The organism is Caballeronia sp. LZ029, from assembly GCF_031451275.1.
Classification (GTDB): domain Bacteria; phylum Pseudomonadota; class Gammaproteobacteria; order Burkholderiales; family Burkholderiaceae; genus Caballeronia; species Caballeronia jiangsuensis.
Genome location: NZ_JARUXO010000003.1, coordinates 637,989 through 656,165, shown reverse-complemented (window position 1 = coordinate 656,165; position 18,177 = coordinate 637,989). Strand labels below are relative to the sequence as shown.

General features: G+C 63.1%; 17 protein-coding genes. 1 reads left to right on the top strand and 16 read right to left on the bottom strand.

Annotation, left to right across the window (positions count from 1 at the left end; all coding sequences use genetic code 11):
* The 8 genes from QCE73_RS22400 to QCE73_RS22365 all read right to left on the bottom strand — a co-directional run bounded on the left by QCE73_RS22400 (window position 1) and on the right by QCE73_RS22365 (window position 9,330).
* The gene (locus tag QCE73_RS22400; protein WP_309883627.1) at window positions 1-1,293 is read right to left on the bottom strand and encodes a gallate dioxygenase; all 1,293 of its coding nucleotides are present in this window, start codon (window positions 1,291-1,293) and stop codon (window positions 1-3) included.
* A 262-nt stretch (window positions 1,294-1,555) separates the two neighbouring features.
* Complete coding sequence (locus tag QCE73_RS22395) at window positions 1,556-2,428, bottom strand: sugar phosphate isomerase/epimerase family protein (RefSeq protein WP_309883626.1); 873 nt, start codon at window positions 2,426-2,428, stop codon at window positions 1,556-1,558.
* 36 nt (window positions 2,429-2,464) lie between these two features.
* The gene (locus tag QCE73_RS22390; protein WP_309883625.1) at window positions 2,465-4,006 is read right to left on the bottom strand and encodes a sugar ABC transporter ATP-binding protein; all 1,542 of its coding nucleotides are present in this window, start codon (window positions 4,004-4,006) and stop codon (window positions 2,465-2,467) included.
* A 60-nt stretch (window positions 4,007-4,066) separates the two neighbouring features.
* The gene (locus QCE73_RS22385) at window positions 4,067-5,014 is read right to left on the bottom strand and encodes a sugar-binding protein (protein ID WP_035504494.1); all 948 of its coding nucleotides are present in this window, start codon (window positions 5,012-5,014) and stop codon (window positions 4,067-4,069) included.
* 32 nt (window positions 5,015-5,046) lie between these two features.
* Complete coding sequence (locus QCE73_RS22380) at window positions 5,047-6,051, bottom strand: ABC transporter permease (RefSeq protein WP_187603900.1); 1,005 nt, start codon at window positions 6,049-6,051, stop codon at window positions 5,047-5,049.
* 125 nt (window positions 6,052-6,176) lie between these two features.
* A complete protein-coding gene (locus QCE73_RS22375) occupies window positions 6,177-7,460 on the bottom strand; it encodes a D-tagatose-bisphosphate aldolase, class II, non-catalytic subunit (protein WP_309883624.1) in 1,284 nt (427 codons plus the stop codon).
* Window positions 7,453-8,439 (bottom strand): sugar kinase, encoded by a 987-nt coding sequence (locus QCE73_RS22370; protein ID WP_309883623.1) that lies wholly within the window; start codon window positions 8,437-8,439, stop codon window positions 7,453-7,455. Before QCE73_RS22370 ends, QCE73_RS22375 begins: the two co-directional genes overlap by 8 nt.
* 81 nt (window positions 8,440-8,520) lie before the next feature.
* Entirely contained in the window at window positions 8,521-9,330 is an 810-nt protein-coding gene (locus QCE73_RS22365) for a DeoR/GlpR family DNA-binding transcription regulator (protein WP_309883622.1), read from the bottom strand.
* A 155-nt stretch (window positions 9,331-9,485) separates the two neighbouring features.
* Between QCE73_RS22365 and QCE73_RS22360 the strand changes: the two genes are divergently transcribed.
* Window positions 9,486-9,860 (top strand): ester cyclase, encoded by a 375-nt coding sequence (locus QCE73_RS22360; protein WP_309883621.1) that lies wholly within the window; start codon window positions 9,486-9,488, stop codon window positions 9,858-9,860.
* Here QCE73_RS22360 and QCE73_RS22355 read toward each other — a convergent pair.
* The 8 genes from QCE73_RS22355 to QCE73_RS22320 form a co-directional block, all read right to left on the bottom strand.
* The gene (locus QCE73_RS22355; RefSeq protein ID WP_309883620.1) at window positions 9,857-10,627 is read right to left on the bottom strand and encodes an ABC transporter ATP-binding protein; all 771 of its coding nucleotides are present in this window, start codon (window positions 10,625-10,627) and stop codon (window positions 9,857-9,859) included. The genes QCE73_RS22360 and QCE73_RS22355 overlap by 4 nt on opposite strands.
* 13 nt (window positions 10,628-10,640) lie before the next feature.
* Window positions 10,641-11,423, bottom strand: a complete 783-nt coding sequence (locus QCE73_RS22350; RefSeq protein WP_309883619.1) for an ABC transporter permease — start codon at window positions 11,421-11,423, stop codon at window positions 10,641-10,643.
* 10 nt (window positions 11,424-11,433) lie between these two features.
* Complete coding sequence (locus QCE73_RS22345; protein ID WP_309883618.1) at window positions 11,434-12,258, bottom strand: ABC transporter permease; 825 nt, start codon at window positions 12,256-12,258, stop codon at window positions 11,434-11,436.
* Window positions 12,259-13,344, bottom strand: coding sequence for an ABC transporter substrate-binding protein (locus QCE73_RS22340; RefSeq protein WP_035504486.1), 1,086 nt, complete (start codon window positions 13,342-13,344; stop codon window positions 12,259-12,261).
* A gap of 40 nt (window positions 13,345-13,384) precedes the next feature.
* Entirely contained in the window at window positions 13,385-14,323 is a 939-nt protein-coding gene (locus QCE73_RS22335) for a TauD/TfdA family dioxygenase (protein ID WP_309883617.1), read from the bottom strand.
* A gap of 117 nt (window positions 14,324-14,440) precedes the next feature.
* A complete protein-coding gene (locus QCE73_RS22330; RefSeq protein ID WP_309883616.1) occupies window positions 14,441-15,532 on the bottom strand; it encodes a nitronate monooxygenase in 1,092 nt (363 codons plus the stop codon).
* 29 nt (window positions 15,533-15,561) lie between these two features.
* Window positions 15,562-16,476, bottom strand: a complete 915-nt coding sequence (locus QCE73_RS22325) for a LysR family transcriptional regulator (RefSeq protein WP_309883615.1) — start codon at window positions 16,474-16,476, stop codon at window positions 15,562-15,564.
* A gap of 180 nt (window positions 16,477-16,656) precedes the next feature.
* Window positions 16,657-18,168: a CoA-acylating methylmalonate-semialdehyde dehydrogenase gene (locus QCE73_RS22320; RefSeq protein ID WP_309883614.1), complete on the bottom strand. Its 1,512-nt coding sequence runs from the start codon at window positions 18,166-18,168 to the stop codon at window positions 16,657-16,659.
* Between the last annotated feature and the right edge of the window lie 9 nt (window positions 18,169-18,177).

Genomic DNA, 18,177 nt, shown 5'->3' with positions numbered 1-18,177 from the left:
TCAGTTCTTCGACTTGTCCCAGTCGAGCTTGCCCGCGCCCTTGCCCGCGACCGAGTACAGCGCGCCGGGCGCGTTGCGTGTCTTCTGAAATTCTTCGAGCGTTTCACCGCGCATCGCGGCGTAGATATGCAGGTTCGATACACCGGTCACCGCGCCGAGCTTCTCCAGCATGAAGAAGATCACGCCGTAATGAAGCAGGACGCGCCAGTCGCGCCGGCGAATGAGATCGCGCTCCTGTTCGGAGAGACCGGCCGCCTCGAAGCTCGCTTCCTCGTTCTCCTTGAACGCCTCGCGATGCGCAGGCTCGACCATGCGATGCAGATACTCGTTGATGCGATATGCGCGCACGGCCGTTTCGATGGAGAACGGATAGGTGCCTTCGAGCTTCTCGACATCGGTGAGCTGCACGGCCATCTTCTGACGATGACGCTCGACGATAGCCGGTTCGGTCTCGCTGTCCTCGCCTTCATAGATCGCGGTCGCGATGCCCGCCATCGACGGCAGGTAATAGCTGCGATGCTTGCACACGACATTCGACGACAACGCGCCGCGCATCGTGAGCCACATGATCACTTCGGCGCCTTCGTAGCCGCCGAGCGCCGCATATTCGGCGATGGTCATGTCCGCGAGCTGTTCGGGATCGCGCTCGAAGAGATCGAGGAAACGCGCGTCCCATTCCGTGTTGTTGAAGCCCGCGCGTTCGCCGTGCACCTGATGCGAGAGACCGCCCGTGGCGAGAATTGCGACCTTGATGTCCTCCGGATAGCTTTCGATCGCGCGGCGCAGCGCCTGACCCAGCTTGTAGAAGCGGCGCGCGCTCGGCACGGGCAATTGCAGCACGCCCATTTGCAGCGGCACGAGCTTCACCGGCCATTCGGGCTTGTGCGGGCAGAGCATCGAGAGCGGCGAGAAGCAGCCGTGATCGAGCGCCTTGTTCTGGAAGAACGACATGTCGAATTCATCGGACATCAGCGACGTGCCGATGTGCGCGGCGAACGTCGGATGACCCTTGATCGGCGGCAGATCGCGCGCGCCGCCGCCTTCGTCCGCGACGCGCCATTCCGGGCCTACGCCGAGCGAGAACGCGGAATAGTGATCGAAGAAGAACGACGTGACGTGGTCGTTGTAGATCGTGACGATGACATCGGGCTGCTTCTCCGCGAGCCAGTTCGCGAGCGGCGCGAAATTCTCGAAGATCGGCGCCCAGACGGGATCGTCGCGCTTGTTCTTGTCGAACGCGAAACCGATAGTCGGTGTGTGCGAGGCGGCAATGCCTCCGATGATCCGTGCCATGTGCGCTACTCCTTCTGAATGCGTGGCCGAGCGGGCTTGCTTTAGAGAAACTGAAGCCCGAAGGGTAGCGACGAAGGGAGCGGCGCAGGTACTACGCGTTAACCAGTAATCTGTTTATATGCATGGGGTTTCGGCGTGCGGGAAGCCCGCCGGGACGGGCGCGGCGAGGTGTGCGCCGGATTCGCGCCATCGATATGCCGATAAGCAAAACTGATGGCGCGTGAAGCAGGACGCAAGAATGGCCGTTCTGGCGGCCTCGCGGTCAGGTCAGCTTGCCGCGAACGAACTGCAGCGAGCGGCGAGCACGCTCGTCCATCTGCTCATCCGTCGCACCATTCGACATGTCACGCCAGACACCGACCGCCCGGCTTACGGAGCCGCCCTTGCGCATGAAGGGTTCCATCACGATGGTCCCGTCGTAGCCGATTTCCTTCAGTGCGCCGAAGATTTCGTCCCACGGCAGACGGCCTTCGCCGGGCGGCAGACGGTTCGCTTCGCCGAGATGGAAGTGCCCGAGCTTGCCTTTGCACGCGAGGATCGCATCGCGGAAGGAATGCTCCTCGATGTTCATGTGGAAGGTGTCGAGCTGCACCTTGCAAGCCGGGCTGTCCACTGCGTCGACGAAGGCAAGTGCTTCCTTGGCGTCGTTGCATAGCCATTGCTCGAAGCGGTTCACCACTTCCAGCGCATAGATGATGCCGTAATCTTCGGCAACCTTGATGACGCGTCGGACGCTGTCGATCGCATGGTCGACGTAAGGCCGCTTGTCCTTCATGCCGGGCGGCGGCGACTGCGGCCACGCGCAGAACGTGAGGCCGGCGAAGACCGGCGCGCCGAGCATGTGGCAATCGTCGAGCAGACGCTTCACATATTCGGTGCCGGCGTCGCGCACGCTCTGTTCCGGCGAGGCGAAGTCGTACTCGGGCTTCAGCCCGATGCAGCACATCACCGTGAGGCCAAGATCGTCGGCGACCGCTTTCAGTTCGCGCTTCTTCGCATCCGGAAGGTTGTGGAATTCGCCGAGCGAGATTTCCATCATGTCGAAGCCGAGCCCGGCGATGCGCTTTGCCGTCGCGGGAAAATCGACCATCCACTCGGTCGACCAGTAGGTGTAGAACATGCCAACCTTGTTCACGGCGAAACTCCTCTATGAGAGCGTCTCGAAGTCAGCTCAGGAAACGAATCCAGTCGGCTTGACCTCCGGATGCGCGGGGTCGGCGTGTTCGAGCGCGGCCAGGGACATGATCCGCTCCTCCGACGCTTCATCGAAGCCGACCTCGCCGACCAGTTGCCCCGCGCGCATGACCAGAATACGGTCCGAGATGGTGAGGATCTCGGGCAGGTCGCTCGAAATCACGAGTATCGCCAGTCCTTCGTGAGCGAGCTCGCGCATCAGCGCATAGATTTCCGCTTTCGTCGTCACGTCGACGCCTCGCGTCGGCTCATCCACGATGAGCACGCGCGGTCTCGATGCCAGCCACTTCGCCAGCACGACCTTCTGCTGGTTGCCGCCGCTCAGAAGCCGCACCAGTTGCTCGACCGTCGGCGTCTTGATCTTGAATCGTCCGACGTAGGTGTCGATCAGCCGCGCCTCCTGCATGGGCCGCACGACCGGTCCTTTCGACAGGCGGCCGAGTCCGAGCGCAGCGAGCGAAAGATTGCTCCCCACCGACATGCCCAGAACCAGTCCCTGATCCTTGCGGTCTTCGGGGGCGAGCGCGATGCCGAGCCGCATCGCATCGCGCGGCCGGGAAATCTTGACCGGCTTGCCGGCGATGGAGACGGTCCCGTGTTTCGGCGGAGGCGCGCCGAAAATCCCCATCGCCACTTCCGAGCGACCCGCTCCGATCAGACCCGCGAGGCCGACGATTTCGCCCTGTCGCAGCGAGAACGAGACGTCGCGATATCGATGGTCATCGCCCAGGCCTTCCACCGAAAGCACCACAGGCTTGCCCGCGTGTTCCGGTCGAACGCGCTTCACCTCCGCAAGGTCGCGGCCGACCATGAGGCGGACCACCTCGTCGGGCGAGGTATCGGCAAGCCGCGCGGTGCGCACGTGCTTGCCATCGCGCAAGACGGTTACGGCGTCGCAGTTGTCGAACACCTCCCGCATCCGATGGGAGATGTACAAGATGGTCACGCCCCGGTCCCGCAATTCGTGAACGACCTTGAAGAGCGTCAGCGAATCGGCTTCGGACAAGCTCGATGTCGGCTCGTCCAGGATGAGCAGGCGCGGCTCGTGAATCAACGCCTTGCAGATTTCGATGAACTGTTGCTGAGCGATGGTCAGGTCGCCCAGGCGCGTGTCGGGGTCGAGCGAAATGCCCAGACGCAGCATGGCGGCCTTCGCCTTCTCCAGCAGCGTGCCGCGGTCGACCAGCACGCGCGCCATGCGCGGCTCCGTGCCGAGGAATATGTTCTCGGCGATGGTCATGTTCGGAGCCAGCATGAGCTCCTGGAACACGATGGAAATGCCTTTCTTCGCTGCGTCGCGCGTGCCGGTGAACTCGACCTCCTGTCCGTCGAATATGAGCCGCCCGGAAGTCGGCGAATGCGCCCCGGCGATGACCTGCATCAGCGTCGACTTGCCCGCGCCGTTCTCGCCCATGATCGCGTGCACGGTCGCCGCCTCGACGCTGAAGGAGACCTCTTGCAGCGCCTTGACACCCGGATAGGTCTTGGTGATCTGCTCAACGCTCAATAGAACGGTCATGGGGGCACTCTTCGCAAGGAAAGCATGGGACCGTGGGCATCCCGGTCCCGGGCGGATGGATTACTTGCCGCCGACGAACTTGTCCACGTTGGACGAATTCACGATGTCGACACCGGTATCCGTGATCGGCGGAATCTTGCCGCCCTTGGAAAGTTCATCGAGCTGTTTCACCGACTCGATGCCCATCGCGAGCGGTCGCTGGCCGATCAGCGTGGTCGCGTAGCCTTCCTTCAACAGCTTGACTTGCGACGGCAACGTGTCGAACGAGACGATCACGAACTTGCCGGACTTGATGTCGGCTGCCTTGTTCTTGACCGCGCGGATGTAGGCCTCAGGCGCGAACATCGGCCAGCCGCCTGCAAAGAAGATGCCGTCGAGATTCGGATTCTTGGCGAGAATGTCCTGAATCAGTTGCACCGCCGTGCTGGAATCGTCGTTGCACGCAAAGGGCGAACCCGACACTTCCTTGAAGCTGCCGCCGAGCTTGGACTTGAAGCCCTTGATCCGCTCGTTCAGGTTCGCCGCCGACAGGCCGCCCGTCAGAATCGCGTACGTGCCGCCCTTCGGAAGCGCTTTCGCGAACGCTTCACCGGCGGCCTCGCCGCCAGCCTCGTTGTTCGTGCCGATGAACGCGGCCCGCTTGGACTTCGGCGCATCGGAGTCGAATGTGACGATCGGGATATTTTTCGCGACAGCCGCGCTGATGACGTTGCCGATGGAGTCGGCGTTATTCGGCGCAATCGCGATACCGGCGACCTTCTTCGTGATCAGATCCCTGACGATGCGGCCCTGCTCGGCGTCATCGAGTTGCGCCGGGCCCGTGAACAGGCACTCGGCGCCGAGCTTCGCCGCCTCTTCCTTGCAGCCTTTCTCCGCATCGGCGTAGAACGCGACGCCGAGCGCCTTCGGCACGACGGCGAAAACCTTCTTGTCGGCTGCCTGCGATTGCGAGATGCCGAGCCCGAACAGGACGGCGGCTGCTACTGCGCTGATCATGGTGCGTGTCATGTCTTCTCCAAGGGTTGTTATGGTTACAGCGCTCATCGACGTCGCCAGACGCCTTTTCTGAGTTGGTCGATAAAGACGGCAAGCACGATGACGGAACCAACGAACACCCCTTGCCAATAAGCGTCCGTTCCCAGCAAGACGAGACCATTGCGCAGCACTTCGAGGATGACCGTGCCGACGAACACGCCGATCACGGTGCCTTCGCCGCCGGACAGGGCCGTGCCGCCGATGACCGCCGCTGCGATGACGCTCAGCTCCTTGCCGAGGCCCTGATTCGAAATCGCGGACGAAAGGTAGCTCACTTCGATGATGCCCGCGACACCCGCCAGGACGGAGGACATGATGTAGACGCTCATCTTGAGCCGGTCCACATTCAGGCCGGTGAGCATCGCCGCGCGTTCGTTGCCGCCGACCGCGTACAACTGGCGGCCGTAGACCGTTCTCTTGAGCACGATCGCGGAGATGATCGCCAGCACCACGAAGATGATGAAAGGAACGGGCAAATCGAGGAAGTCGCCGCCGCCGAGCGCGAAGAACGCGTCGCCGTCGGGCCGGAATCCGTCGATTGCCTTGCCGCGTGTGATGATGAGCGCGAGCGCACGCGCGATGCTCATGGTTGCGAGCGTCGGCACGAACGGCAGCATGCGCAGCTTCGTCACGCAGAAGCCATTGAAGAAGCCGACGGCGGCGCAGATCAGAAGCGTGAGCGCGCACGCCGGAACGACACCCATGCCCGACTGCATCATCGCGGCGGACGCGACCGCCGCAAGGCCCCACACGCTGCCGACCGAAAGGTCGATGCCGCCGGTGATCATCACCGCAGCCTGACCGAGCACCACGATGCCGATGAACGACAGATTGCGCGCGTCGTTGAGCAGATTGCCCTTACTGGCGAAGTCCGGCGCGAAAATCGATAGCAGCACGATCATGATGGCCAGCGCACCCACGATGCCGGTCTCGCGCGAGTGCATTATTTGAGACGCGAAACCCTTGCGAGGCTTAGGCTGCTCATTGTTGACCGGGGTCACCTTGCTCATATGTCGCCTCCAGTACGCCTCGGCGCTCGCCATGGAATGGCGAGCCGCTTTTACCGTGAAAAATTCTAGTTTCGAGTCGAAAGCCCAACAAAGCGGGTTTTCCCTGCACAGGTAAGAAAGACGCTCTACTTTCTACAGGCTGCCGCATACATGCCGATGACTTCCCGGACCTTACCGAAGATCAGGCTCATCGGCGAACCGTCGATCAGACCGCGCCGGCGTGGCCAGTACTGGTTCGGGAGGTATCGACTGATGAGGTTTTCGCTTATATCGACGCGTTCCAGATTGGACACCAGCTTTCGCGTTGCGGCGCCGACCGCCGGATCGGCCCAGTAGTAGCGAATCCGGTCGCTGTAGCTGAACGTGCGCAAGAGCCGCTTTTCCTGTTCGCTGCCGTGGTAGTACTTCTCCCAATTCGTGGGTTTCTCCAGCATCACGCGCTCGACCACGGCGCGCAGATCGGAGCGCGCATCCGCCGCGACCAGTTCGTCTTCGATGTCCGCGAGCGCATAGAGCGCTTCCCGCAACGCGAAGGTCGCGCCCGGTCCGACTTTCAGAATGGCGAAGCCATCGCGAACCAGCGCCGAAAGCGCTTCGGGCTTCTGATAGTCCGTGGAATGGGCTTCGAAGACCATGTCAGGCAGGTCTTCGAGAATATGCGACAGTTCGCGAGCGGACGACGCGTCGTAGTCCACGACCTTCGTATGGTCGAAGTCCACGCCCGGCTGAACGACGAGACCCACGACACGCTGCCACGCCGCGTCCAGGCCACATGCGTGCCATGCCGCACGATGCACCGCGACGGTTTCGAGCGCCGCACGCGGGCTCGTCGCCTCGACCGCGGAAAGCGCTTCGGATGCGCCCCCGGGCACGGGGACTTCCGTACCGACGATGTAGACCGGGCGTTCGCGCAGTCCCGCGCGTCCGGCTGCCTGCTCCGCGACCGCGCACAATCGGGCCGCACGCCGGGCGACAACTTCGTCCGAGAGGCGCGGGGGATCATCGGCGCAACTCATGCTCGTGTCGAGGTGAAGCTTTCGGAATCCTGCCGCGGCGTACGCATCGATCAGGGCGTCCGCGTGGTCCATCGCTTCATCGGCCGGACGATTGCTCCAGGCGTTCGGGCCGAGATGGTCGCCGCCGAGAAGCAAGCTTGCCCGAGGAAAACCGACGCTGTCGGCGATGCCGTGGACGAATCGCACGAAGTCGGCTGGCCGCATACCGGTGTAGCCGCCATACTGGTTCACCTGGTTCGAGGTCGACTCCAGCAACAACGGCGTGCCGTCATCGAGCGCCTGCCTCATGCTCGCTTCGATCACCCAAGGGTGAGCCGAGCAGACCGAGTAGATTCCCCTCAGCCGGGACGCGAATCGTGCGTCGCCCGTGAGCCGCGTGACAATTTCAGTCATGGCTCACCTCGGATCTCTCCTGAATGAACTTGTCCAGTTCCGCGAGCGTCGCGGTGCCTTCCATGGGTCCGCGATACGTCACGGCACGCGCGCCCGCGGCGCCGGCGTACGTCAACGCGCGTTCGACGGCAAATCCCTGTGCGCGACAGGCGACATACGTACCGCCGAAGCAATCCCCGGCGCCCGTCGGATCGACTTCGGTCACCGACAACGCCCGCACGTGGCGCTCGTCTTTTCCGTCGTAGTAGCTGCAACCATCCTTGCCGCGTTTCACCACGACCTCGCGCACGCCTCTGCCCAGCAACTCGTCGATCGCCGCCTTCTCGGTGCTCGCGCTCGCGAGCAACATCACTTCGTGACCGCTCGGCAGGAACACGTCGGTGTAGTCGAGGATGAAGTCGAGCGCTTCACGCATTTCCGGAATGCGCAGCATCTCCTTGCGGATGTTCGGGTCGAAGCTGACCGTGCCACCGTTGCCCTTCACCGTTTCGATGACGCTCTTCATCGCCTCGATGATGCGGAACGAGAAGAGCGACGAGCCCATCACATGGAAATGCCTGCAATCCTTCAGCAAGGATTCGCGAATCTCGCTGACGGAGAGATGTCCCGACGCGCTGTTGACGATGTTGTAGATGAAATCTCTGTCGCCGTCCTTGCGATAGGTGACGAACGCGCTGCCGGTGGTAGCCGCCTTGATGACGGATATGCCGGAGACGTCGACGCCGTCCTCGCGCAGGCGTTCGACATTGAGCGCGCCGAAATCGTCATCGCCGACGCATCCGATGATGGCGCACGGACTACCGCATTTCGCGACCTGATCGATAAAAATTGCCGGAGCGCCGCTCGCGAACGGTCCGATCAGCGTTCCCGCCCGCCGAAACGACTGCCCGATTTCCGTAGCGAGAATCTCGACGAGAATCTCGCCCATCGTGAGGATGCAGCCGGGACGAGCGTCCGGTTTCGCTTCAGATTTCGCCATGGCGGTTTTCATTAGGATAACGATGCACGAGGCACCAGACAGCACGCGTTTTTCGGGTTTTCTACTTCTCAATACGTCCTGTCAGGAAGCGCGAAACTCCAGAATTCCAGTGTCGCGCCTTTGTAGCTGAAGACCTTTGCGCATGACCGTCTCCATCGTCGGCGGATCGATTCCATCGTCGATAAGAAGCGTGTCGATCTCTTGCGCGCTTGCAAACACTTCGCCGCTGCGTTCGTCGAGCGTCGGCTGGAACGCGACGACGATCGTGCGCCTGGCAGCACGGCGCGCTGCCTGCGCCACACGCGCCAGGGCCAGATTCGCCGTCAGCAGGTTGCCGTCACGATCGACACCGGTTGCTTGCAGGACGCACAAATCGATCGCGCGTCGCCCGACGGAAGCTTCGGCGTCAGGTCCGGTCATCACGGTCGAGCCGTGTTCCAGTTGCCCGCCAGTCAAAAGCACCTCGCAGTGCAGAAACCGCTGAACCGTCTGTGCAACCGAAACGTCCTGCACCAGCAACGAAAGGTTTGCACGGTCGGCGAGGAAGGGAATCATCTTATGAACGATCTCCCCCGCGCCCAACATGACCGCTTCGCTATCCGCCACCCGCTCTGCCGCGAATCGGGCAAGAAGCGTTTCGGAGGCCTTGCGTGCAGCGGCGTCGGACGCTGGCACGAGTATGTCGTCTCCGGCCTTCTGCGCGAGATAGCGGGCTTTGCCGAACGAGCGCAGAAGATAGCGCTGCTGCTCCAGGTACGTCAGATCGCTGCGGATGGTGACGCTCGAAACCTCGAAAGCGTGACTGAGTTCATCGACGGAAACCTCGCCTCGCTTGCGAACGAGTTCGACGATTTGAAGGCGTCGCTTCAATGAACTCTTGTTGGTGAGCATCGGGGGCCGCTTCCATACGCTCTTTCGTCACGGAAGAGTCTAGTTTCGAAACGAAAGAAGTTCAAAGCGAATCTCGTCATGGTTTTCCCGTGAGAGATTGCCGTGTCGCGCTATGAGAGGATGCACGGATCGCCGACTCTTGCAGAGCGTGTCCGATGCTTTCAGAAATCTATCGCGGCTACATCGCCTGTCTGAACGCGCAAGACTGGCCGAATCTCGGCACGTTCGTTCATGACGCGCTGCACTACAACGGCCGCGCGCTGACGCTCGACGATTATCGCGAGATGCTGATAAAGGACTTCCGCGAGATACCCGATCTCTTTTTCGACATTCAAATGTTGATCGAGGAGCCGCCGCGCATCGCGTGCCGGTTGCGGTTCGAGTGCGCGCCGAAAGGGGTTTTCATGGGACTGCGCGTGGACGGAAAACGCGTCGTCTTTTGCGAGAACGTGTTCTATGAGTTCCGTGAAGGAAAGATCGACAACGTCTGGTCCGTCATCGACAAAGCCGCGATCGAGGCGCAGCTTTAGGCGGCTTCCGTGAAGAACGTATCGACGATATCGTCCCGCAAGCGCGCGACCTCGCGATGTCCCACCTTGCGCGGCCTCGGCAAACTCACATCGATCACTTCGCCGATCCGCCCCGGCCGCGCCTGCATCACCACGATCCGGTCCGAAAGCAGCACGGCCTCTTCCACATCGTGCGTGACGAGCACCATCGTGATCCGCTCGCGCTCCCATATGCGCTGCAATTCGAGCTGCAAACGACTGCGCGTAAGCGCATCGAGCGCGCCGAACGGCTCGTCGAGCAGCAGCAATCGCGGCCGATTGACGAGCCCGCGCGCAATCGCCACGCGTTGCGCCATCCCGCCCGACAACTGATGCGGATAATGCCGCTCGTATCCCGTAAGCCCGACAAGCTCGATATGCTCCGCCACCGCCCGCGCCTTTGCCGCTTTCGAGAGCGGCGCATTGCGTAACGCAACGGCCACGTTCTGCTCGACATCGAGCCACGGAAACAGCCGATGATCCTGAAACACGATGCCGCGCGACAGATCGGTCGTCACGGTACGCTTGCCATCGAACTCGATCTCGCCTTCGTGACTGCCGTCGAGTCCCGCGATAAGCCGAAGCAAGGTCGACTTGCCGCATCCGCTCGCCCCGACGATGCTGACGAACTCGCCACTCGCGATCGACAAGTCGATTCGATCCAGTACCGGAGGCGCCGCATCGTCGTTGAAGCGCTTGCTCACATGCCGCAGCGTCAGACCGCTGTCTTGCTCAACTAACGTCGTCATTCCTGGATTCTCCTCAAGCCGCGCGCGACGTATCGAACCAGCGCCGCTGCACGCCGCGCGCGAGGGCATTCAGCGCCCACCCCGTCAAACCGACCACGATCACGCCGAACACGACGAGATCCATGCGAAACTGCTCGCTGCCATCCACGAGCGTATTGCCGATCCCGCTGCCCGCGACGAGCAGATACTCCGCCCCGAGCGTCGCGAGCCACGAATAGATGAGCGCGAGATACACGCCCGTGAAGATCGACGGCAACGCGGCGGGCAACACCACATACGCCAGCGTCTGCAACTTGCCATAGCGGTAGGCGCGCGCCACATCGAGCAAATCGACGGGCACGGCGCGAATGCCGTCGTTCGTGTGCATCACGACCGGGACGAGCGCCGCGAGCGACAGGAACACGACCTTCGCGACATCGCCCAGACCGAACCAGACGGAAATCAGCGGAATCCACGCGAACAGCGACACTTGCTTGAACGTGTTGAAGCTCGGCGCGATCGCGCGATTCGCCAGCTTCGAGATGCCGAGCAACGCGCCGAGCGCAAGGCCGAGGCTCGTGCCGATCGCAAATCCCGTCAGTTCGCGCGCAAGCGACGCGGACAGCGCACGCACGAGCGCGCCGCTTCGAACCTGCTCCACGGCGGTGGCCCAGACCTGCGCGGGCGACACCATCACGCCGTGCCCGAGTTGCGCGCCGCGCGACACGAACCACCACACGCCGAGCGCGGCGATCGGCAGCACTACGCCGCGCCACGATCCTTTGACCGATCCCGCTTCCCAATCCAGAGTCGACATCTGTTGATCCTCAAACGGAACGGCTGCGCTGAAGCTTGCGCTCGAAAACATTGAGCAGACGATCGGCCACATAGCCGATTGCACCGACGATCAGCACCGCAGCCAGCACGAGATCGAGTTGAAAGAGCTGCCGTCCGTACACGATCAGATACCCCAGCCCTTCCGACGACGCGACGAGTTCGACGACGACCAGCGTCAGCCACGCCTTCGTGAACGCGAGCCGCACGCCGGTGCCGATGACGGGAATCGCCGAAGGCAACGTCACGCGCGTGATCACCTGCCAGCGCGAATAGCGATACACCGCCGCGACTTCCTGCAATGCGCGCGGCGTGCCGCGAAAGCCCTGCAACGTGGACAGCGTGACGGGAACGAGCGCAGCATGTCCGATCAGCAGATACTTCAACGGCTCACCGATCCCGACGACGATCATCAGAAACGGCAGCCAGCCGAGCACGGGCACCTGCACGATCGCATTGAAGCTCGGCAGCACGTAAGCCTCCAGCGTGCGCGACAGCCCCAGCAAACCGCCCAGCACGATGCCGAGCGCCACGCCGCCGCCGAAACCCACAGCAGCACGCGTCATGCTCGCGGAGACATGCATCCACAACTCGCCGCTTTTCAGGAGCGCGCCGAGCGTTTCGAACACGAGCGCAGGCGGCGGCAACACCTGCGCGGAAATCCAGCCGTAGCGCGAACCGAGCATCCACAGCAAGGCCAGAGCGATGGGCACGATCCACGGCAACGCGGTCCAGCCGATCGTGCGCCACGTATCGCTCGACCACGTCCCGCGTGCGCGATACGCGGGCAGAAATACACGCGTCAGGGCATTGGCCATCTATCGATTCTCCGCGAGACGTTCGCCGGCAGGCTTGCCCGATGCATCGAAACGCGGCCAGTATGCTTCGAGCTTCAGCGACTTCAAGGCCTGATCGAGATACTTCGGCTCGAACCATCCGTTCACGCTGACGGGCTGGCGGATCAGATTCAGGCGCAAAGCGTCATCGGCGACGGCCTGATAGCGCGCGACGAGAAACGGATCGATGAGCGGCGAGTTGCGATCCTTCAACGGCTGATTCGCATACTCCGAGGCCCACGATTCGGTCGGAACGCCGCTCTTCGACCACAGCGTGAAGAGCGCGTTGCGGTTCGCTTCATCGGACGACCAGTACGCCGCCTGCACGACCGCGGTCACGACCTTCTGCACCGTATCGGGATGCGCGCTTTCGAAGTCGTCGAGCACGAGCAGATGCGCCTGTCGCGTGAGCTGCAAGCCGTCGTCGCGCGATGCATAGACGATCTTCGCGAGCCCCTGACGCTGCAGCTTGAAGAGCGAGTAGTCGAGGAACACCGCATCGACACCCTTCGATGCGAGCGCGGCCTGCGCAGCGGCGGTATCGAGATTGATCACGCGCAGATCGCGCTCGGTGAGGCCGTTTTGCTTGAGCACGTTATCGGCGACGAGTTGCAGATTCGTCCCGCGAAAGATGCCCACGCGCTTGCCCTTGAGATCCTTCACGCTCTTGATATCGGAGTCGGGCGGCACGGCGACATAGACGCCCGCGCGCACATTCGACGCCACCAGCAAATGCGTCTTCAGACCGTTCGCGCGGCCGATCACGGCAGGCAGATCGCCTTGATACGCGAAATCGATCTGCTTGTTCGCGAGCGCTTCGTTCACGGCCGGTCCCGCGCCTTTGAAGAAGATCCATTCGACCTTGACCTGCGCGGGCCGCAATGCATCCTCGACACGATGCTGCAACTGCGCGGTCGCGGCCGGCGAGCCGCCGAACGTCGGCGGATCGCCGCTGCCCTGCTGCGCGACGCCGATGCGGACCACAGCCGGATCGGCGGCATGCGCGGGACCGATGAGCGCGGCGAACAACGTCGCGGCGCCGACGAGGAGCTTGAATCGTAGTGTCATCGTGCAATCGAGAAAGAGTGAAGAGCGAAAGCGGAGCGTGTCAGGCGCTGCGCGTTTCCTGCCTAACGATGCGGCTTCTGCGCCCGTCGATGCCCGTGGGCACGTCGCCATGCACGGTCGCGCGGCGCACGACGCGATGCGCGTCGCCGTAATCGGCCACGGCGTAGTGCTGGGTCGCGCGGTTGTCCCAGATCGCGACGTCGCCTTGCGTCCAGCGCCAGCGCACCGTGTTCTCCAGCCGCGTGACGTGGTCGTGGAAGAGTTCGATCAGGCGATCCGAATCGCGCTGCGACAGGCCGATGAAGCGCTGCACGAAGTGCCCGAGCACGAGCGTGCGCTCGCCCGTTTCAGGATGCACGCGCACGACGGGATGCTCCGTTTCGTAGAGCGTCGAAGTGAACTGCTTGCGATACTCGCGCTCGGTTTCGGTGTCGGGCGCATGACGTGTCGCTGCGTAGTCGTAGGTGTTCGAATGCAGCGCCCACAGCTTGTCGGCGAGATCGCGCAGGGCGTCGGGCAGATTCGCGTATGCGGCGGCGGTGTTGGCCCACACCGTGTCGCCGCCTGCGGGCGGAATCACCACGCCGCGCAGAATCGAGATCTTCGGATAGGCATCGACGAACGTGACGTCCGTATGCCAGGAGTTCGCGCGTGTGCCGTGCTTCGAATCGAGTTCGAGCAGGCGGCTTCCGCTCGACAGCGACGGCACCGTCGGATGCGCGACGGTCTCGCCGAAGCGCGCGGCGAAGGCTTCCTGCGCGGCATCGTCGAGATGCGACTGGCCCCGGAAAAACAGCACTTTATGTTCGAGCAGCGCCTGATTGATCGCGGCGATCGCGGCGGCGTCGAGATCGGCGGAAAGGGTCACGCCGCGCACTTCCGCACCGATGCGACCGCCTATCGGGCGCACCTGGAACGGTTCGTTCGACGTGACGGGGGCAAGCGTGGACTCGGCGGCGAGCGTGGGGATATCGGACATCGAAAATCTCCGTTGGTATGCGTTTGTCGGATGCAGGCCGCAGTGAATGCGACGGAATCATTGAAGCATCGACAGGACGCCCGACCAACGAAGCGTTTCGACTAAGCTTTATAGCGCTCAGCGAGATATGTATTGCTGCAGGCCCGCGATGCTTTGCTGGAGTTCCGCTTCAAGCCGCGCCATCAGTTCGGCTGCGGGCAATTCGCGCACGAGCGCGGCCGCCTGTCCCGCCCATTGCGCGCCGTAACCGAATTCGCCCTTCGCTTTGGCGGCCGCGTGCAGCGACTTGCCCGCATCGTAGGTGATGGGATAGGCGGGAATCGCGGGCGCCTCTCCGCCGCGCCCCAGTTCGGTGAACTTGTTGACGAGGCCGCGCGCGCTGCGGCCCGAGATGGCCGCGGTGAATGTGGTGTGGTTCGCCGCGTCCCCGAGGATGGCGCGACGATACCCTTCATCGATCGACGTCTCCGTGCACGGCACGAACGCCGTGCCGAGTTGCGCGGCCTGCGCGCCGAGCGCCAGCGCCGCCGCGATGCCCGCGCCGTCCATGATGCCGCCCGCCGCGATCACCGGCACATCGAACTTGCTTGCGAGAAGGCGCGTAAGTGCGAAAGTGCCGAGGTTGTCATCGTCGGCTTGCGGGTCGAAGATGCCGCGATGCCCGCCCGCTTCGATGCCCTGCGCGACGATCGCATCCATGCCCGCCGCGACGAGCTGCTCCGCCTCACGCACGTTAGTTGCGGATGCAATCAGCTTGATGCCGGCCCCACGCAACGCATCGATATATTCCTTCGACGGCAGGCCGAAGTGAAAGCTCACGATGGCCGGCTTCTCGTCGACGAACACGTCGAGCATGGCCTTATCGACGACGAAGCTCGTGTAAATCTCGCTCAGCTTCGCGGGCGGCGTCGCGCCGTATTGCGCGAATACGGGCGCGAGCCATTCGGTCCACGCCTTTTCGATGGCCGCGTCGGCGCTGGCCGGCGCATGACAGAACACGTTGATGTTGAACGGCTTGCCGGTGAGCTCGCGCGTCTCGCGGATCACCTTGCGCGCGCCTTGTGCGTTCATCGCGCCGACGCCGAGCGAGCCGAGGCCGCCCGCATTCGATACGGCCGCCGCGAGCGCGGGCGTGCTCACGCCGGCCATCGGCGCCTGAATGATCGGCTTGTCGATGCCGAGTAACGAGGTCAATGCGTTCTTGCTCATGGATATGCATCCTTTAAACATTGCGTGATTCAACGCTTCGCGAGCCTCTCGACGACGAAGTCGACGAAAGCCCGCACGCGCGACGACAAATGCCTGCCATGCGGATACAGCAGGATGAACGGTCTGCTGCAGCCACCGAACTCGCGCAGCACTTCGGTGAGCGTGCCCGCGCGCAATTCGTTTTCGACGGTGAATCGATAGGTCTGAAAAAGGCCCGCGCCGTGGCACGCGAGCGGAATGCCCGCGAGCGCATCGCCGGACGTGCCGTAGCCGCCTTGCGTCGTGATCTCAACCGGTTCGCCGTTCTGCATGAATAGCCACGGCACGGGGCGTCCGGTGCTCGGCATCTCGAACTGAATGCACTCGTGTTCGAGCAGGTCCTCGATGCTTTTCGGCATACCGGTGCGCTTCAGATAAGCCGGCGTGCCCACGACGACCAGTTCCGCATCCTCCAGCTTGCGCGCGATCAAGCCGGAATCGCGCGGCGCGCGGCCGCGTATCGCCAGATCGAAACCTTCGTCGGCGAAGTCGATGTTGCGATTGCTAAGATGCGCTTCGACGGTGACATCCGGATAACGCGTTCGAAACTCCGCGAGGATCGGCAGCATGCGATAGTGGCCGTAAGGCGTCGGCATGCTGATGCGCAGCACGCCCTTCGGCGTCGTCTGCTGGCCGGTGGCTTCGCGTTCAGCTTCCGCAAGACGATTGAGCGCGTCGCGGCATTGCTCGAAGTAGCGGCGGCCCGCATCGGTCAGTCGAATCTGGCGCGTCGTGCGCACGAAAAGCCGCACGTCCAGGCGTTTTTCGAGCCGCGCGACGGAGCGGCTCACCGCCGCGGGCGTGACGCTCGCCGCGGTTGCCGCCAGCGTGAAGCTGCCCAACTCCGCCGCGAGGCAGAAGAGTTCGATGCTGCCGAGAAGGAGATCGTCGAATTGCCGCTGCATGTCGAATGGCTTCGCGTCGTTTTCGGTGCATCTTCCGCGCTTGCGGACGCACGGTCAACCGACGCCAGTTCATTTGAGTTGTGACGCACGGGAACAGATCGATCGCGGTCGCCCCAAAAGCAATCGCCCGCTTCTTCCACACGGGAAAAAGCGGGCGATATTCATGCGCTCATGTATGCGTTACTTCGCGGTCGGCATCGCGAATTCCGCGCCCTTCTCCGTGCTTTCGGGCCAGCGCTGCATGATCGACTTCTGCTTCGTGTAGAAGCGCACGCCTTCCTCGCCGTACGCATGCATGTCGCCGAAGAGACTGCGCTTCCAGCCGCCGAAGCCGTGCCATGCCATCGGCACCGGGATCGGCACGTTGATGCCGACCATGCCCACTTCGATGCGTCGGCCGAATTCGCGGGCGATATGACCATCGCTCGTATAGCACGCCACGCCGTTGCCGAACTCGTGTTCATTGACGAGCTCGACCGCTTCGCCGAAGTCCTTCACGCGCACGCACGCGAGCACCGGGCCGAAGATCTCTTCCTTGTAGATGCGCATGTCAGGCGTGACGTGATCGAACAGCGTGCCGCCCGTGAAGAAGCCGTCTTCATGGCCCGGCACCTTGTAGCCGCGTCCATCGACGACGAGCTTCGCGCCTTCATCGACACCCAGCGCGATGTAGCCTTCGATGCGCTCCAGAGCCTGGCGCGTGACGATCGGGCCCATCTCCGCGTCGGACTCCATGCCGTTCCTGATCTTGAGCTGCTGCGCGCGCTCGGCGAGCATCGGCACGATCTTGTCGGCGACATCGCCCACGAGCACCGCGACCGAGATCGCCATGCAGCGCTCGCCCGCCGAGCCGTAGCCCGCACCGATCAAGGCATCGACGGCCTGCTCGATATCCGCGTCGGGCATCACGACCATGTGATTCTTCGCGCCGCCGAGCGCCTGCACGCGCTTGCCGTGCTTCGCGCCCGTCTCGTAGATGTAATTCGCGATCGGCGTCGAGCCGACGAAGCTGATCGCCTTCACTTGCGGATGCGTGAGCAGCGCATCGACCACGACCTTGTCGCCCTGCACGACGTTGAAGATGCCATCGGGCAGGCCGGCCTGCTTCAGCAGATCGGCCATGAACAGCGACGCCGACGGATCGCGCTCGCTCGGCTTCAGGATGAACGCGTTGCCCGCCGCGATCGCGACCGGGAACATCCAGCACGGCACCATGCACGGGAAGTTGAACGGCGTGATGCCCGCGACGACGCCGAGCGGCTGGCGCATCGTCCAGTTGTCCATGCCGGTCGAAACCTGTTCGGTGTAATCGCCCTTCAGCAGTTGCGGAATGCCGCACGCGAATTCGATCACGTCGATGCCGCGCGACACCTCGCCCTGCGCATCCGAAAACACCTTGCCATGCTCGGCGGTGATGATCGCGGCGAGTTCGTCGCGATGCTTGTTCATGAGTTCGAGGAACTTGAGCATGACGCGCGCGCGGCGGATCGGCGGCGTATCGCGCCAGGCCGGGAACGCGGCTTTCGCGCTCGCGACGGCGGTATCGACATCGGCGGCTTCGCCCAGCACGAGCTTGCGCGGACGCTCGCCCGTCGCCGGATTGAACACCGGCTGCGTGCGCGTTGCCGAGCCGTGCGTGCGCTCACCGTGAATGTAATGAACCACGTCGGCCGTATCGTTGAACGCTTGCATCTCGACTCC

Excerpts from the sequence above, each read along its gene's own strand:
- QCE73_RS22400 (WP_309883627.1), bottom strand. The coding sequence starts at position 1,293 with ATGGCACGGATCATCGGAGGCATTGCCGCCTCGCACACACCGACTATC.
- QCE73_RS22390 (WP_309883625.1), bottom strand. The coding sequence starts at position 4,006 with ATGACCGTTCTATTGAGCGTTGAGCAGATCACCAAGACCTATCCGGGT.
- QCE73_RS22385 (WP_035504494.1), bottom strand. The coding sequence starts at position 5,014 with ATGACACGCACCATGATCAGCGCAGTAGCAGCCGCCGTCCTGTTCGGG.
- QCE73_RS22380 (WP_187603900.1), bottom strand. The coding sequence starts at position 6,051 with ATGAGCAAGGTGACCCCGGTCAACAATGAGCAGCCTAAGCCTCGCAAG.
- QCE73_RS22375 (WP_309883624.1), bottom strand. The coding sequence starts at position 7,460 with ATGACTGAAATTGTCACGCGGCTCACGGGCGACGCACGATTCGCGTCC.
- QCE73_RS22370 (WP_309883623.1), bottom strand. The coding sequence starts at position 8,439 with ATGGCGAAATCTGAAGCGAAACCGGACGCTCGTCCCGGCTGCATCCTC.
- QCE73_RS22365 (WP_309883622.1), bottom strand. The coding sequence starts at position 9,330 with ATGCTCACCAACAAGAGTTCATTGAAGCGACGCCTTCAAATCGTCGAA.
- QCE73_RS22360 (WP_309883621.1), top strand. The coding sequence starts at position 9,486 with ATGCTTTCAGAAATCTATCGCGGCTACATCGCCTGTCTGAACGCGCAA.
- QCE73_RS22355 (WP_309883620.1), bottom strand. The coding sequence starts at position 10,627 with ATGACGACGTTAGTTGAGCAAGACAGCGGTCTGACGCTGCGGCATGTG.
- QCE73_RS22350 (WP_309883619.1), bottom strand. The coding sequence starts at position 11,423 with ATGTCGACTCTGGATTGGGAAGCGGGATCGGTCAAAGGATCGTGGCGC.
- QCE73_RS22345 (WP_309883618.1), bottom strand. The coding sequence starts at position 12,258 with ATGGCCAATGCCCTGACGCGTGTATTTCTGCCCGCGTATCGCGCACGC.
- QCE73_RS22340 (WP_035504486.1), bottom strand. The coding sequence starts at position 13,344 with ATGACACTACGATTCAAGCTCCTCGTCGGCGCCGCGACGTTGTTCGCC.
- QCE73_RS22335 (WP_309883617.1), bottom strand. The coding sequence starts at position 14,323 with ATGTCCGATATCCCCACGCTCGCCGCCGAGTCCACGCTTGCCCCCGTC.
- QCE73_RS22330 (WP_309883616.1), bottom strand. The coding sequence starts at position 15,532 with ATGAGCAAGAACGCATTGACCTCGTTACTCGGCATCGACAAGCCGATC.
- QCE73_RS22325 (WP_309883615.1), bottom strand. The coding sequence starts at position 16,476 with ATGCAGCGGCAATTCGACGATCTCCTTCTCGGCAGCATCGAACTCTTC.
- QCE73_RS22320 (WP_309883614.1), bottom strand. The coding sequence starts at position 18,168 with ATGCAAGCGTTCAACGATACGGCCGACGTGGTTCATTACATTCACGGT.